At 61.8% G+C, this 15,403-nt stretch carries 11 protein-coding genes and 1 pseudogene; 7 read left to right on the plus strand and 5 right to left on the minus strand.

Annotation, left to right across the window (positions count from 1 at the left end; all coding sequences use genetic code 11):
- Positions 1-18: 18 nt before the first annotated feature.
- Both ACTHL0_RS15630 and ACTHL0_RS15635 read right to left on the minus strand, forming a co-directional pair.
- The gene (locus ACTHL0_RS15630; protein ID WP_440567731.1) at positions 19-1,254 is read right to left on the minus strand and encodes an MFS transporter; all 1,236 of its coding nucleotides are present in this window, start codon (positions 1,252-1,254) and stop codon (positions 19-21) included.
- Between the two features lie 110 nt (positions 1,255-1,364).
- The gene (locus tag ACTHL0_RS15635; protein WP_440567721.1) at positions 1,365-2,144 is read right to left on the minus strand and encodes a putative hydro-lyase; all 780 of its coding nucleotides are present in this window, start codon (positions 2,142-2,144) and stop codon (positions 1,365-1,367) included.
- A 383-nt stretch (positions 2,145-2,527) separates the two neighbouring features.
- Between ACTHL0_RS15635 and ACTHL0_RS15640 the strand changes: the two genes are divergently transcribed.
- Positions 2,528-4,099 (plus strand): methyl-accepting chemotaxis protein, encoded by a 1,572-nt coding sequence (locus ACTHL0_RS15640; protein WP_440567722.1) that lies wholly within the window; start codon positions 2,528-2,530, stop codon positions 4,097-4,099.
- A 3-nt stretch (positions 4,100-4,102) separates the two neighbouring features.
- Positions 4,103-5,035, plus strand: a complete 933-nt coding sequence (locus tag ACTHL0_RS15645; RefSeq protein ID WP_440567723.1) for a LysR family transcriptional regulator — start codon at positions 4,103-4,105, stop codon at positions 5,033-5,035.
- A 19-nt stretch (positions 5,036-5,054) separates the two neighbouring features.
- Here ACTHL0_RS15645 and ACTHL0_RS15650 read toward each other — a convergent pair whose 3' ends face one another.
- Complete coding sequence (locus tag ACTHL0_RS15650) at positions 5,055-5,987, minus strand: choline sulfate utilization transcriptional regulator (RefSeq protein ID WP_440567724.1); 933 nt, start codon at positions 5,985-5,987, stop codon at positions 5,055-5,057.
- A 157-nt stretch (positions 5,988-6,144) separates the two neighbouring features.
- Here ACTHL0_RS15650 and betC point away from each other — a divergent pair, with 157 nt between their 5' ends.
- The 3 genes from betC (at position 6,145) to ACTHL0_RS15665 (ending at position 9,917) form a co-directional block, all read left to right on the plus strand.
- Positions 6,145-7,686, plus strand: a complete 1,542-nt coding sequence (gene betC, locus ACTHL0_RS15655) for a choline-sulfatase (protein ID WP_440567725.1) — start codon at positions 6,145-6,147, stop codon at positions 7,684-7,686.
- A gap of 79 nt (positions 7,687-7,765) precedes the next feature.
- Positions 7,766-8,734, plus strand: coding sequence for a choline ABC transporter substrate-binding protein (locus ACTHL0_RS15660; protein ID WP_440567726.1), 969 nt, complete (start codon positions 7,766-7,768; stop codon positions 8,732-8,734).
- 40 nt (positions 8,735-8,774) lie between these two features.
- Positions 8,775-9,917, plus strand: a complete 1,143-nt coding sequence (locus ACTHL0_RS15665) for a porin (protein WP_440567727.1) — start codon at positions 8,775-8,777, stop codon at positions 9,915-9,917.
- Between the two features lie 134 nt (positions 9,918-10,051).
- Here the strand turns inward: ACTHL0_RS15665 and ACTHL0_RS15670 are convergent, their stop codons facing one another.
- Positions 10,052-10,993: a LysR substrate-binding domain-containing protein gene (locus ACTHL0_RS15670; RefSeq protein ID WP_440567728.1), complete on the minus strand. Its 942-nt coding sequence runs from the start codon at positions 10,991-10,993 to the stop codon at positions 10,052-10,054.
- A gap of 196 nt (positions 10,994-11,189) precedes the next feature.
- Here ACTHL0_RS15670 and ydiJ point away from each other — a divergent pair, with 196 nt between their 5' ends.
- Positions 11,190-14,321: a D-2-hydroxyglutarate dehydrogenase YdiJ gene (gene ydiJ, locus ACTHL0_RS15675; RefSeq protein ID WP_440567729.1), complete on the plus strand. Its 3,132-nt coding sequence runs from the start codon at positions 11,190-11,192 to the stop codon at positions 14,319-14,321.
- 192 nt (positions 14,322-14,513) lie between these two features.
- On the opposite strand, the gene ACTHL0_RS15680 is transcribed toward ydiJ, so the two are convergent.
- On the minus strand, positions 14,514-14,942 hold the full coding sequence (locus ACTHL0_RS15680; RefSeq protein ID WP_440567730.1) for a hypothetical protein: 429 nt from the start codon (positions 14,940-14,942) through the stop codon (positions 14,514-14,516).
- Positions 14,943-15,194: 252 nt separating this feature from the next.
- Here ACTHL0_RS15680 and ACTHL0_RS15685 point away from each other — a divergent pair.
- Positions 15,195-15,403 (plus strand): annotated as a pseudogene (locus tag ACTHL0_RS15685) (hypothetical protein); the annotation flags it as partial.

The raw sequence follows: 15,403 nt of genomic DNA on the forward strand, positions 1-15,403 counted from the left end.
GATTCGATATTGTTAGATTCAATACTTCAATTTCGCACCGCGTGTTTCGGGCAACGTCAAAGCGGCCAGAATCAGGACGCCGTAGGCACAGGCGGCGAAGGTGCCGATCGCGGTGCCGAGCGTCATCTTTTGCGCCACGTAACCGATGAGGAACGGGAAGGCGGCACCGACGGCGCGGCCGAAGTTGTAGCAGAAACCCTGACCGGAGCCGCGGATGCGAGTCGGGAACAGCTCGGACATGAATGCACCCATGCCGGAGAAGATGCCCGATGCGAAGAAACCGAGCGGAAAACCGAGAATCAGCAACAGCGTGTTGTCGAGCTTCAGATGCGTATAAGCCAAAGCAATGACCATCGACGCCAGGGCGTAAGTGATGAAGGCGAGCTTGCGGCCGACGCGGTCGGACAGCCATGCGCCGCACAGATATCCCGCATACGAGCCCGCGATGATCACGGCGAGGTAGCCGCCCGTGCCGACGACGCTCAAGTGCTGCTCGGTCTTGAGGTAGGTGGGGAGCCACGTCGTGATCGCGTAGTAGCCGCCTTGAGCGCCGGTGGCCAGCAATGCGGTGCGCAGCGTCGTGAACCACATATCCTTGCCGAAGATTTCCATGAACGAGTGCGTCGTTTGCGTCTCGCGTTCCTGTTGCTTGGCCAGCAGATGCACTTCCGGCTCTTCGACGAAGCGGCGGATGAAGATCACGAACGGGGCCGGCAGAATGCCGAGGGCGAACAGCGCGCGCCAGGCGAGTTCAGCCGGAAGCAGCGAGAACACGAGGATATAGAGGCCGGCCGATACCGCCCAACCGATTGCCCAGCCGGCTTGCACCATGCCGACAGCTTTGCCGCGGTCGCGGGCACGGATGACTTCGCCCATCAACACGGCGCCTGCGGTCCATTCTCCGCCGAAGCCGAGGCCCATCAAGCCGCGCGCCACCAGGAGCTGGGTGAAGTTCTGCGCGAAGGCACACGCAAGCGTAAACAAGGCAAACCAGACGATCGTGATCTGCAGCGTGCGCACGCGTCCGAAGCGATCGGACAAGATGCCGGCCACCCAACCGCCCAGCGCCGACATCAGCAGCGTGACGGTGCCGATGAGCCCCGCCTGGCCTTTCGTCAAACCCCATGTCGCGATCAATGCCGGGATCACGAAACTCAGGAACTGCGTGTCCATTGCGTCGAGCGCGTAGCCGATCTTGCAGCTCCAGAACGCGCGGCGTTCGTTCGCGCGCAAATGGCCGTACCAGCCAAACATCGAATGACTTTCGCTTGCGCTTTCGTCGGTGCGTTCGATCTCGGGATAGGATGTGTCGGTGTTCACTTGGGTCTCCTCAAAAGCACTGAATGTAGATCTGAAGCACCGCGTCAGAGGACAGCAAGCGACGCGTTCTGGATATCGGTGACAAGCATGTGACCGGGCCGATGCGCGATGGCGAAAGGCAGACGCGCCGCTTCGAGGGCGCTTTGCGGCGTCACGCCGCAGGCCCAGAACACGGGTACCTCGTCTTCGCGAATCGTGACCGCATCGCCGTAATCGGGGCGCGACAGATCGGCGATGCCGATCGCACGCGGATTGCCGAGATGCACCGGCGCGCCGTGCACGGACGGAAAGCGGCTCGTGACCTGGACGGCGCGAATCGCATGGGCCCCGGTCATCGGCCGCATCGATACGACGAGCTGCCCGCCGAACGGGCCCGCCGGGGTATTGGCGATGTTGGTGCGGAACATGGGAACGTTCACCCCTTCGTCGACGTGGCGAAGCGGGATACGTTCTTGCGACAACATCTGTTCGAACGAGAACGAGCAACCGATCGCGAATCCGACGAGATCGTCGTTCCAAAGCGAAAGGATGTCGTCGGGTTGCTCGCAGAGCACGCCGTCGCGGTAGACGTTATAGCCGGGCGCATCGGTGCGCAGGTCCAGGTCGCGGCCGAGCGAGGGCACGTTCCACTGGCCGCGCTCGCCGACGCCGAGCAACGGACAGGCTTTCGGATTCCTGACGCAGAACCGAAGAAAATCTTCGGCGTACGCGCTCGGCACGATGACGAGGTTGGCTTGAGCGTACTCGCCGCATTGGCCGGCGGTTGGACCTTTGAAGTCCTTGCGGCGTACGAGCTGGCGAAACTGATCCGGCATGACGGACATCCTTCGGTGAAAAGTGGCTTGATGAGCAGATTAGGTTCGAATTAAATGACACGCCAGCAAGTTATTCCGCGCGCTTCCGTCAAGTTTTCCTTAACGCTTTCATGCGGGTTTTCCCGGGAGGATTCGGGCGGATTCGTAGGGGGAAGCCGTGAAAAGCCTTATCGCACAAGGAAGTCACGATGATAGGCCGAATGCAGTTCATAGGTTCACGGGTTGACTTACCCCGCACGGCACGGTCGAATTCGTGCATCGAAATGGTGTGCGGCGAGCGCTTCGCAGGCTTAACATCCGCGCATCGGATGCCGATATGAAAGGGACGGGTAAGACGTGCTCGCCCGGTTCGCCCGCGTTGCTAACAGCCATTTCGTCGGAAGAAAACAACCATGACTCACCTCACTCTGCGACAAAAACTTTGGATTCCGCTGCTGCTCACCTGGGTCGGGTTGCTGACGCTGACTGTCTGGTATGCCTTGCAGATGCGCGACATGCAATACACGGAGCGCCGGCATGCGCTCGCCGACGTCACCGAAATGGCCTACTCGATTGCTGCGGGCCTCGATCGTGATGCGCAGGCGGGCAAGATCGCTGCGGATGTCGCGAAGCAGCAAGCGCTCGCACGCATCGCAGATATGCGCTATACCGGCAACGGCTATGTGACCGTCGTCGGCGCCGATTCGGTGGTGGTCATGCATCCGATGTCGCCGAAGCTCAACGGCAAAGACATGTCGCAATGGAAAGATCCCAAGGGCAATATGCTCTACCGGGATATCGCGGCGGCCGGCGCTACGCCCGGCGGGACAGGTTACGTCGAGTATTGGTGGCCGAAGCCGGGCGAGACCGAACCCAGCTCCAAACTCGCATTCGTGAAGCGTTACAAACCGTGGAATTGGGATTTCGTTGCGGGTGTTTATCAGGACGATATTCAATCGGCCTTTTATCGTACGCTCGGAACATCTCTGGCCGTCTTGATCGTCCTGGGCATCGCCATATCGATCCTGACTTCGCTCGCCGTCAAGAGCGTGCGCCGTTCGGTGGGCGGGGAGCCCGCGCGGGCGGCCGAGCTTGCCCGCCAGATTGCCTCGGGTGATTTGACGGGCCGGATCGAAGTTGCCGACGGCGACGAGGCCAGCATCGTTTCGGCCATCGCTTACACGCGCGATACACTGGCCGGCACGGTTTCGCGTGTCAAGACCGCGGCGGAGACGATCCGTACGGCGGCTGCCGAAATCGCCACCGGCAACGGCGATTTGTCGAGCCGGACCGAGCAGCAAGCCGCCTCGCTGGAGGAAACGGCGGCGGCGATGGACGAGCTGACCGCTACCGTCAAGCAAAACGCCGACAATGCGTCCCACGCCACCCAAGTGGCGGCCAGTGCGGCGTCCGAAGCGGAGCGCGGCGGCGGGGTGGTGGGGGATGTCGTCAGCAAGGTCAGGGCCATTGCTGAAAGCTCGCGGAAGGTGGCCGACATTACATCGGTCATCGATAGCATCGCCTTCCAAACCAATATCCTGGCGTTGAACGCCGCCGTCGAAGCCGCACGCGCGGGCGAAAACGGGCGGGGTTTCGCCGTCGTGGCCAGCGAGGTGCGCAGTCTCGCCCAACGCAGTGCGGCTGCGGCGAAAGAGATTCGTGTGCTCGTCGATACCTCGCTGGCGCAAGTCGAGAGCGGCGCCGCACTCGCGGAAAATGCGGGCGAGGCGATGGACGGCATCGTCGCTGCCGTGAAGCGTGTGACGACGATCGTGGGCGAAATCGCGACGGCGTCGACGCAGCAAAGCATCGGCATCGAGGAAGTCAATCGCGCGATCTCGCAGATGGACGGTGCCACGCAGCAGAATGCGGCGCTCGTCGAACAAGCGGCGGCGGCGGGCATGTCGCTGAACGAGCAGGCCCAGCAGCTCGGCGAGGCCATCCAGGTGTTTCGTATCGCCGCGGATACGGCGCACGCGCGCTAGACGATGAATACGCGATTCGTCGAAACCTTTGTCACGCTGGCCGAGCTCGAGAGTTTTCGCGCCACGGCGCGCGTGTTGCATGCGACGCCAGCGACGATCTCATTGCGGATCAAGTCGCTGGAAGATGAATTGCGCACCGAGCTCGTCGATCGTTCGACGACGCAATTTCGCCTGACGCCGGCCGGCGAGAGCTTGCTCGCGCTGGCGCGCAATGTCGTGGATGCGGCACGCGCGCTGCGCGAAGCTGCGGGGCAGGAGGTGGTCGTCGGGGGCAAGCTGCGTTTGGGCGTGATCGAGACGGTCGTGCATTCGTGGCTCGCGCATTACATCACGCACCTCAATGCGAAGTTTCCGCAGCTCGATGTCGACTTGACCGTCGATTCGAGCGCAGTGTTGCAGCAACGGCTGCTCGCGGGCGAACTGGATCTGGCGATTCGCGTCGAGGGCATCGACAGTACGAAGATCGCATCGAGCGCGATCGCGAGCTACCCTGTGCGCTGGATCGCAAAGCGTGGCTTGCTGTCGCGGCGCGCGGCGGGACTGGCGTCGCGCGTGCTGCAGCGCCCGATTCTCACCTTCGGCCGCGGCACGGCGCCGCAAGTCGCTTTGCAAAGCATCGTGTTGACGCTCGCGCGGCAGGAGAACGTCCGGCCCGAGCACACGCGCGTGACCTGCTCGCCGTCTGTCGCGGCGATCGTGCAGCTCGTGCGCGACGGCTATGGCGTGGCCTGTATCCCGAGCCTGTTCGTCACCGACGAATTGCAGACAGGGGAATTCGTTGAGCTACCGCTCAAGCCGGTACCGCCGCCGATCGTCGTATCGGTGTGCAAGCCGACGAATGCCAATGCGATGGTGAACGCGGCGGCGAGTGCGGCGCACTTGGCGTGCAGTGCCTATTGCCGGACGCAGCGGCGCGATCTCGTTGAAGCGCTGTGATCGAACGTCAGGCGTCCGCTCAGCTTGCTCCCACCGTGCTGGCGATCGGCGCGGCGCACGCGGCGAACAGCCAGCGCCGGAAGGCCGGCGCGGCCGGTGTTTCGGGACGGGCGGGCGGACACACCAGAAAATAACCGCGTGCCGTGGTAACCGGCTGATCGAATAGCGCAACCAACTGGCCGCTGGCAACGAGTTCGTCGACGAGTGGCCGCCAACCCAGCGCGACGCCTTGATGGGTCAGCGCGGCGTTCATGACGAGCGCATAGCTGTTGAACGTCGAGCCGTGGTGATCGGGCGGGGCGCTGAGCCCGTGTGCCGCGAACCAGCCATTCCAACCGAGCCAGCGTTCCGGTTCAGCGGGCTGCACGTGCAGCAAAGGCACGGCGTGGAGATCGGCCGGCTCGGCGATCCGTTCATGCGCATCGCGAAACCGGGGTGAGCATACGGGGACAACTTCCTCGGGAAACAAACGCGTGGCGGTGCAGGGCGACCAATTGCCGTCGCCGAATGCGATCGCGACATCGGCATGATCGCGGCGCGGATCGAAGGCGAGTTGCGACGTCACCACCTTCACGTTGATATCGGGCAACAGCCGTCTCAAGTCCATGAGGCGCGGCACCAGCCAATAGGTGGCAAATCCGGCGTCCGTCACGATCGTCAACGCGCCTTGGGCGCGCGCGGCGCGAATGTCGGCAACGGCATCGCGGATCGTCGCCATGCTTTGACGCACCGCTTCGTAAAGCCGCCGGCCCTCGGCGGTGAGCGTCACACCGCGGTGACCGCGCTCGAACAGCGGCGCACCGAGTTCGGCCTCCAATTGCACGATGCGCTGGCTGACGGCCGGCTGCGTCGAACCGAGCTCGCGCGCGGCTGCCGTGAAGCTCGCCAATCGAGCTGCCGATTCGAACACCGACAGCATTTGCAGCGGCGGCAAACGGTCCTGGTCAGACATAAGCGTGCCTTATGGGGCCATAAATAGCGGCCGTCTTCACACGTGAATTGTGGGTGGACATATTGATGTCACGCGCCCGGGCCACTGCGATCGTGATGGCACCTCCGGCTGGCGGGCGCCGCTCCAACGATTTCAACGCATTGTAACCATCGACTCCATGAAGCCCAATACCGGACAAAATATCCTCGTCTTGATGGCGGATCAGCTGACGCCTTCATCGCTGCGCGCCTACGGCAACCGGGTGTCGAAAACGCCACGGATCGACGCGCTGGCGTCGGACGGCGTGGTATTCGATTCCGCCTATTGCGCGAGCCCGCTATGTGCACCGTCGCGCTTCGCCCTGATGGCGGGCAAACTCCCCTCGAAGATCGGTGCTTACGATAATGCCGCGGAACTATCCGCGCAAACGCTGACGTTCGCGCACTATCTGCGCGCGGCGGGATACCGGACGGTCCTGTCGGGGAAGATGCACTTTTGCGGTCCCGACCAACTGCATGGTTTCGAAGAGCGCTTGACGACCGACATCTATCCCGCCGATTTCGGCTGGGTGCCCGATTGGGATCAACCCGAGGTGCGGCCGAGCTGGTACCACAATATGAGTTCGGTATTGGAGGCCGGCCCGTGCGTGCGCACCAACCAACTCGATTTCGACGACGAGGTGACCTTTACCGTCCGGCAAAAGCTTTATGACATCGTGCGCGAGCGCGAGGCCGGCACCGATGCGCGGCCGTTCTGCATGGTGGCTTCGCTCACGCATCCGCACGATCCGTATGCGATTCCCTCTGCGTATTGGGATCTCTATGCGGACGAGGAAATCGATTTGCCGCGCACGACATTGACGCTGGCGGACAGCGATCCACACTCCAAGCGGCTGCGGCATGTCTCGGAGAACGACCGCACGCCTCCAACCGAACAACAGGTGCGCAATGCCCGTCATGCGTACTATGGCGCGTTGTCCTACGTCGATGCCCAATTCGGCGCCATCCTCGATGCGCTCGAGGCGACGGGGCTGGCCGACGACACGATCGTGATCGTCACCTCCGATCATGGCGATATGCTTGGCGAGCGCGGGCTCTGGTACAAGATGACGTTCTTTGAAAACGCCGCACGGGTGCCGCTGATCGTCCATGCGCCGAAAGCGTTCGCGCCGCACCGCGTGAAAGCTTCGGTTTCGACGATCGACTTACTGCCTACGCTCCTCGAATTGGCCACCGGCAAACGCGAAACAACGTGGCCCGATCCGATCGACGGCCGCAGTCTGGTCCCGCATTTGAACGGCGACGGCGGACATGACGAGACCTTCGGCGAGTATATGGCGGAGGGCGCGATTGCACCGATCGTCATGATTCGCCGGGGTGTATTCAAATTCATTCATACGAGCGTCGATCCGGACCAACTGTTCGATCTGGAGGCCGATCCGCAAGAGCTGACGAACCTCGCGAGCGATCCCGCACACGCAGGGACGGTCGAGGCATTTCGCGCGGAAGTCCGGCAGCGTTGGAATCTGGACGCGCTGCACCAGGACGTGCTGGCGAGCCAACGCCGGCGGCGGTTTCACTATGCTGCCACCACGCAAGGCCGGATACGCTCATGGGATTGGCAACCGTTCAACGACGCCAGCCAGCGCTACATGCGCAACCACATCGAACTGGATACGCTCGAAGCGATGGCGCGTTTCCCGCGTGTCGCGCATGAATGAGCGGGTGCGTTCGTTCGAGACGTTCTCTTTCATTCGACGCAATCTAATGACAGGCAAATCACCCACACAGGAGCGGGTAATGAACCGAAGCAAGCATCCCAAAGCCAGGCGCTTGATGGCGGCGGTTTTATCGGCGGCCGTCGTCGTGCCGTTGACGGCGCCGCACGCGGCGGAGCCGGGCAGTTGCGTGCAGGTACGCATGGCCGATCCCGGGTGGACCGATATCGATGCGACCAACGCCATCGCCGGGTTCGTGCTCGGCGCGCTCGGGTACCGGCAGAACGTCGCGAATCTATCGGTGCCCATTACCTACGAGGGGCTGAAGAAGTCGCAGGTCGACGTCTTCCTCGGCAATTGGATGCCCGCGCAGGGGCCGCTGGTCAAGCCGTTCGTGGATAGCCATGCGATCGACGTCCTGCACGCAAACCTGACGAATGCCAAGTTCACCTTGGCGGTACCCGACTACGTAGCCGCTGCCGGCGTGCATACATTCGCGGATCTGGCCAAGTACGCCGATAAGTTCGACGACAAAATCTACGGGATCGAACCGGGTGCGCCGGCGAACCAGAACATCTCGAAGATGATCGGCGATAAAGCGTTCGGCCTGGGAGATTGGAAGCTCGTGGCTTCGAGCGAGACGGGAATGCTGACGCAAGTCACGCGGGCGGTTCGCGATAAGCGCTGGATCGTGTTTCTGGCATGGGAGCCGCATCTGATGAATACCGAATTTCACTTGACCTATCTATCGGGTGGCGATGCGTACTTCGGCCCGAACTACGGCGGGGCGACGGTCAACACCGTCACGCGCGCCGGGTTCGCGAACGAGTGCGGCAACCTTGGCCGGCTTTTCAAACAAATGACATTCAACGTCGATTTGGAAAACCAAATCATCGCCAACGTGTTGCAGAACAAAGTCAACGTGAATACCGCCGCGCGGGACGCGCTCAAAGCGCATCCGCAGCTGCTTGCACCGTGGCTTGACGGCGTGACGACCGCGAGCGGGGGCAACGGATTGCAGGCAGTCAATAGCGCGCTTGCCGCGCACTGATATTCAACAATTCAAGAAAGAGCACAACGAGACATTCATCATGAAAGCATTACGCGCCCCGATTCGGTCGGGTGTGGTGCTGGCGCTCGCCAGTTTGCCCGCCATCGGCCACGCTCAAAGCAGTGTCACGCTGTACGGCATTCTCGATGCCGGCGTGACTTATGTCAGCAATACAGGCGGTTCACATGTCGTGAAATTCGACGATGGCATTTCGTACGGAAACCGTTGGGGGATCAAAGGCACGGAGGATTTGGGTAACGGGCTCTCGGCCGTGTTCGCCCTCGAAAGCGGCTTCAGGCTCGGCACGGGCAGGCTCGCGTTCGGCGGCTCCGAATTCGGACGGCAGGCGTTTGTCGGTCTGGCGAGCCCGTGGGGCACCGTGTCGTTCGGCAATCAGCTCGACATGACGGAGGAGATGGTGTTTCTGTACAACATCTCCGCGTGGGGGAGCGGGTATGCGATTCACCAAGGGGACTTCGATCGATTCAATGGCGATCGGCTGCCGAACTCGGTGAAGTTCATGTCGAACGATATCGATGGGTTCAAGTTCGGCGGCATGTGGTCGTTCGGCAATATCACGGGGAATTTTCATCAAAACAGCGCCTATAGCGTCGGTGCGCACTATGCGCATGGCCCCTTTACGGTGGGCGCGGCTTATACCCAGTTGAACAATCCGAACGGGATCTATGCGTTCGATCCATACGCAATGATCGGGACGCGAACGTTTCTCGGTAGACCGACGGTGAGCGTGGATCCGTCGACGGGCGCCGTCACGGATCTGTACTCGAGCGCGGCGTTCCCGGTCGATAAGCAAGGGACGTTCGGCATCGGTGCCAGTTACGCACTGGGCGCCGTGACGCTGCGAGGCAACTACTCGTATACGACGATCAAGGGCTTCGGGCAATCGTCGCACATGCAGGTGGGTGAGGGCGGCGCGTCGTGGCAGATCACCCCCGCGATGGCGTTCGACGGTGGCTATCAGTACACCCACTTCGAAGGACATCATTGGAATCAGGTGTCCGCGGGATTGCACTATTTGTTGTCGAAGAGAACGGACGTTTATCTCTCTGGAGACTATTTGAAAGCATCGAGCGGTGTCGATCCGGTGATCGGGTACAGCTTCGCGCCTTCGACTGCCTCTTCTCAGGCCGATCTACGCGTTGGCATGCGGCATTCGTTCTGAACCGACTCCTCGTCGTACTTGGGCGGGCGTGTCTTTGACGCGGCCCGCTGTTTTTTGTGGCATCAACGTTTTGTTCGAAGCCGCCCACGGTTCGTCGCCCACTGCGCGGTTCGTGAACCTTTGCTCGGATCTTCTTATCCACGCAGTTCCTGCAGCAACCATTCCCGAAACGCCACGAGCGCGGGCTGGTGCCGGACTCGCTCGGGGTACGTAAAAAAATACGAACGAGAGCTCGGTACGGGGGCGAACGGACTGCATAACCGTCCGTCGTTCAATTCGTCTTCGACGAGCATCCGCGGCACGAGGCCCACCCCGATTCCCGCGATGACCGCTTGAACCAGATGCGAGGTGAGTTCGAAACTTGGGCCGAGACGCAGCGCATCATGCGGAAGTCCGAAATGCGCGCACCACTCTCGCCAAGCGTCGGGAAAGCTATTGACGCGAAGCAGCGTGAGACCTTCGAGCATCGCCGCTGTCGGGCGTACGGCCTTGGCCGCCTTGAGCGCTGCGGAACGGGACCGCCCCCTGTGTTTGCTTTCCGGCCGCAGCACGGTGGGGCTGCCCACCAACACCAACTCTTCCGCATAGAGCCGGTGCGCGACGACATCGGTCCAGCGTCCGTCGCCGACGGTAATGGCGGCATCGAGGGCTTGCGACGAGAAATCGACTTCTTCGATCCGTGAGTGGAGATCGATCTGCAAGTCTGGATGCGCTTCATAGAGCCGGTGCAGTCTTGGCAGAAGCCATTTTGCGCCAAACGTCGGCAGTGTCGCGACGCGCAGATGCATGCCGGGCGCTTGCGCCGAGAGGGCCTGCAAAGTGGCATGACGTATCTGCGTCAATGCCGCGCCTACCTCGGCCATATAGGCAAGTCCCACCTCGGTCGGAATGATGCGCTTGCCTTCTCGCAGGAACAGCGGGATGCCGAGCATGCCTTCCAGCGTCTGCACCTGCCGACTCACGGCGCTTTGCGTCAACGACAATTCTTCCGCCGCCCGAGTGAAGCTTTGATGGCGTGCCGACGCCTCGAACGCCAAGAGGAGCGACATCGACGGAGTGAGCTTGCGGTAATTCATTCGTCGCCTTGATGGATTGCGTGCCGTCGGTTATTCATTCACAAAAGTCATGAATATCCCGCACAACTTCCGCTTGTCCCCGGTAAAACGTCCGCGGAAAATGACCGATACGGGGAAGCGGAACATGTCGGTGGATCGGGTTCCATGCAAATCTTACTCCTATCACACCTGCTTTCGATCAACGCCGAGCGTACCGATGACGATTTCCCGCCTTCCTGTCGACGATTCCAACGACCCTCTCCATGCGCGCTTCTTGACCGAATTGCGTGACTCGGGATTCGAAGGTGAGATCGATCACAGTCACGCATCGCGCACGGTCCTCGCGACTGACAACTCGATCTACCAGCGCTATCCCAAGGCTGCGCTGTTTCCGCGCGACGCGCGGGACGTCGAGCGTATCGCTCAGCTACTGGGCCAGCCGCGCTTTCGCGAGGTGTTCGTTGCCGCACGCGGCGGGGGCACGGGAACGAACGGGCAGTCGCTCACGGATGGGATCGTGGTCGACCTCTCGCGCCATATGAACCGGATCGTATCGGTCGATCCGGTTGCGCGAACCGTTCGAGTCGAAGCCGGAGTCGTGAAAGATCAACTCAATGCCGCACTTAAGCCGCACGGCCTGTTCTTCGCTCCAGAGCTCTCGACATCGAATCGCGCGACGATCGGCGGCATGATCAGCACAGACGCAAGCGGGCAGGGCAGTTGCACTTACGGAAAGACGCGCGATCACGTGCTCGCGCTCGAATCGATTCTGATCGGGGGCGAGCGTCTTTCCAGTTCGCCTGTGGGGGACGCGGAATTGGATAGGCTTTGCGGCCGCGATGATGCAGTAGGACGCGTCTATCGCACAGCGCGCGATATTGGTGATCGCCATGCCGATCTGATTCGAGAGCGCTTTCCCCGCTTGAACCGTTGCTTGACGGGCTACGACCTCGCGCACCTTCGGGATGCCGATGGCCGCTTCGACATCAACAGTGTGCTCTGCGGTTCCGAGGGAACGCTCGGTTTCGTGGTGGAAGCGACATTAAATGTATTGCCGATTCCTGCGCATGCCGCGCTCGTCAATATTCGCTATGCGAGCTTCATGGATGCATTGCGCGACGCTCAGCCGCTCATGGCGCACCGTCCGCTGTCGATCGAAACCGTGGATTCGACGGTACTGGCACTGGCCCGCCAGGACATCGTCTGGCGAAGCGTGGCCGAATACTTGCCTGACGTCGGTGGCGGTAGCGACGACGCAGGCGGAATCAATCTGGTGGAATTCAGCGGCGACGATGTGCGGGAGGTCCGAGCGCGCGTTTCCGCGTTTGTGGATCATCTCGCGAACGACGACTCGGTTCGCCGGCTGGCGGTGACGATTGCCGATGGCGAGGCGGCGGTCAATCGTGTGTACGCCATGCGCAAGCGGGCGGTAGGCCTGCTTGGCAATGTAAGCGGCGCGAGCCGGCCGCAACCGTTCGTCGAAGACACAGCCGTGCCCCCGGAAAACCTGGCCGATTACATCGCCGAATTTCGTGCGCTGCTCGACGGTTTGGGTTTGCGATACGGCATGTTCGGGCATGTCGATGCGGGCGTCCTGCACGTGCGGCCCGCCCTCGATATGCGCGATCCGCGCCAAGCGGCATTGATTCGACCGATTTCGGATGCGGTCACCGCGTTGACGCTGAAGTATGGCGGCCTGCTATGGGGCGAACATGGCAAAGGCGTTCGATCCGAATATGTGCCCGAATATTTCGGCCCGCTGTATCCGGCGTTGCAACGGCTGAAAGCCGCTTTCGACCCTCGCGGTCAGCTCAATCCCGGCAAGATCGCGACGCCGGCGGAAAGCGGTACCTCGTTGCTGCGCATCGATGCGGTGCCAATGCGCGGCGAAGCGGACCGCCGTATCGACGAGCGTGTGTGGCAGCGTAACGGCGATGCGGTGCATTGCAATGGCAACGGCGCGTGCTACAACTTCGATCCGGACGATGCCATGTGCCCATCGTGGAAGGCGACGCGGCAGCGCATTCATTCGCCGAAGGGGCGCGCGTCGTTGATGCGCGAATGGTTACGGTTGCAAGGTGAGGCCGGGACTGACTTAAACGCCGAGCCGACGGCGGCCGCGCTACCGATTCGCCTCGTCAATACATGGCGGAAACAGCGCGGCGAGCGTGATTTCTCGCATCAGGTTTACGCCGCGATGGCGGGCTGCCTCGCGTGTAAGTCGTGCGCGGCTCAATGTCCGGTCAAGGTCAACGTGCCCGAGTTCCGTGCCCGTTTCCTTGCGCACTATCACACGCTGTATATCCGTCCGTTACGGGACTACCTGATCGGGTCGCTCGAATACAGCGTGCCGTATGTCGCCGCGATGCCTGGCGGACGCGCGGTCTATAACGCTTTGATGCGCGCTCGGCCCATCAGAGCGGCGATGCGGCGTGTGGCGGGACTCGTCGACAGCCCATTGCTCAGCGATGTTTCATGGACGGACGTGGTACGGCGCTGGGCGGTCGAACCGGCTACGGTTGCGCGGCTCAGCGCACTCGGCGAAGCTGACCGGCAGCGCAGCATCATCGTTGTACAAGACGCATTCACGCGCTTCTTCGAAACGCAGGTGGCCGCGGCATTCATCGAACTTGCGATGCGGCTCGGTTACCGTGTCTTTCTTGCCCCCTATATGCCCAACGGCAAACCGCTGCATGTGCAAGGATTCCTGGGCGCGTTCGGGCGAGCCGCGCAACGGAATGCAGCGTGCTTGAATGTACTCGGTCGATTCGGCATACCGCTCGTCGGCATCGATCCCGCGATGACGTTGGTCTACCGGCAAGAGTATCGGAAGGTGGACGGTGTGGAGGGCGCCCCGAACGTTTTATTGCCGCAGGAATGGCTGATCGACGCGCTGCGTGCGACTGCCGCCGGGCGCGACGCCGATCGGGCCGGCAACGCGCGTCGAGAAACAAGCACCGCCGCGCATTATCGTCTGCTGCCGCATTGCACGGAGCGCACGAACGCATCGGCGGCCGCGACGCATTGGTCCGATGTGTTCGAGCGGGCGGGGTTATCGTTGACGATGCCTGCAAGTGGGTGCTGCGGCATGTCAGGTACCTTTGGGCATGAAACGAGGAACGTCGAGACGTCCAAGACAATTTTCGAACAGTCTTGGGCGCGGCATGTCGATGCGTGGGTGCGGCCGAACGAAGCGATCTCGCCGACGGGCGAACCCCCCGAACTGTTGGCGACCGGCTACTCGTGCCGGTGCCAGGTGAATCGCCTGAGAGGACGCCGGCTTCGGCATCCGATCGAGGCATTGCTCGATGTTTATCGACGTGCACAGCATGCAGGCGCGTCCGCCTGAGCCGAAAGCGGTCAGGCATGAACGGTGAACCGTGCGGGCGATGCGAGCTGGCAGCAGCAATCTGCAAGGCGGAACGATACGCCTCATTCGATTCACATCGCAGCAACGAAAACGGGCGAGCCCGAAGGCTCGCCTCGAAGGGCATCTCCAGCTTCGTTTAATGCTGGCTGGCGTCTGCCGGAGACCGGCCGCTTATTGCGTCTTCGTTGCCGTGTCGGTCTTGGTGTCGGCGTCGGTCTTCGCCGAGACGGGTGCCTTATCCGTAGCCGGGGCTTGGTCTGCGCCGGCCGCTGCGCTTTCGTCCGCGCTCTTCTTGCTCATCTTGTGCGCGTGCGGCTTCTTGGTGTGCACCGACGACTTCTTCATCGCGTGGTGTTTCGTCGTCGCCTTGTCCGAAGTGGTACCGTTTTCGTCGGTTGCCGTATCGGCCTTCAGTCCGCCGGTTTGAGCGGCGGCGCCCGCTTTCACGTTCGCCTGACCGGGCTGGGCCGACGTCGTGGCGCTGGCGGCGGTGGCAGCATTCGCATTCGTGGCGTTCGTGGACGGCGCCGGTGCGGCGCTTTGAGCGAAAGCCGTCGAAACGAGCAGGGCGGAAGCGAGAGCAGCGAACATCGTCTTCATGTGTGACTCCTTGTAGGGCGGCTGAGAAAGTTCAGCGCTGCCGATTTAACGCAGCGGCGACGACGCGAGTTGACCGTGCGCTGGTGACAAATCGTAAGCGGTGTGACGAAACACTTACGTGTGCCGCGCGATTGATCGAAGGCTGTTCCCGACGTGATGCGCGACAGCTCGATTCGCCCGCACTTCTCCGGCGAGGTACGCTATGCTTTGCGCATCGAGTGGCCACGCCATGCTTTGCAACGTTCACGCGAAATGAAAATCGGAATCAAGCTGTTGACTGTGGCATGTATGAGCGCGTCGCTCACGCTAGCGGGGTGCGATGACAATGAGGGCGCATCCGTCATGAAGGAAAAGTTCAAGGCTTTCTTCAATGCGATCAAGCCGGACGCGCTGCTATTGAAAGGGCTGACGCCCGGCGTCACCACCGAAGCGCAGATCCGCGATCAAATGGGGCGGCCGGA

Source organism: Trinickia sp., from assembly GCF_051961175.1.
Lineage (GTDB): Bacteria > Pseudomonadota > Gammaproteobacteria > Burkholderiales > Burkholderiaceae > Trinickia.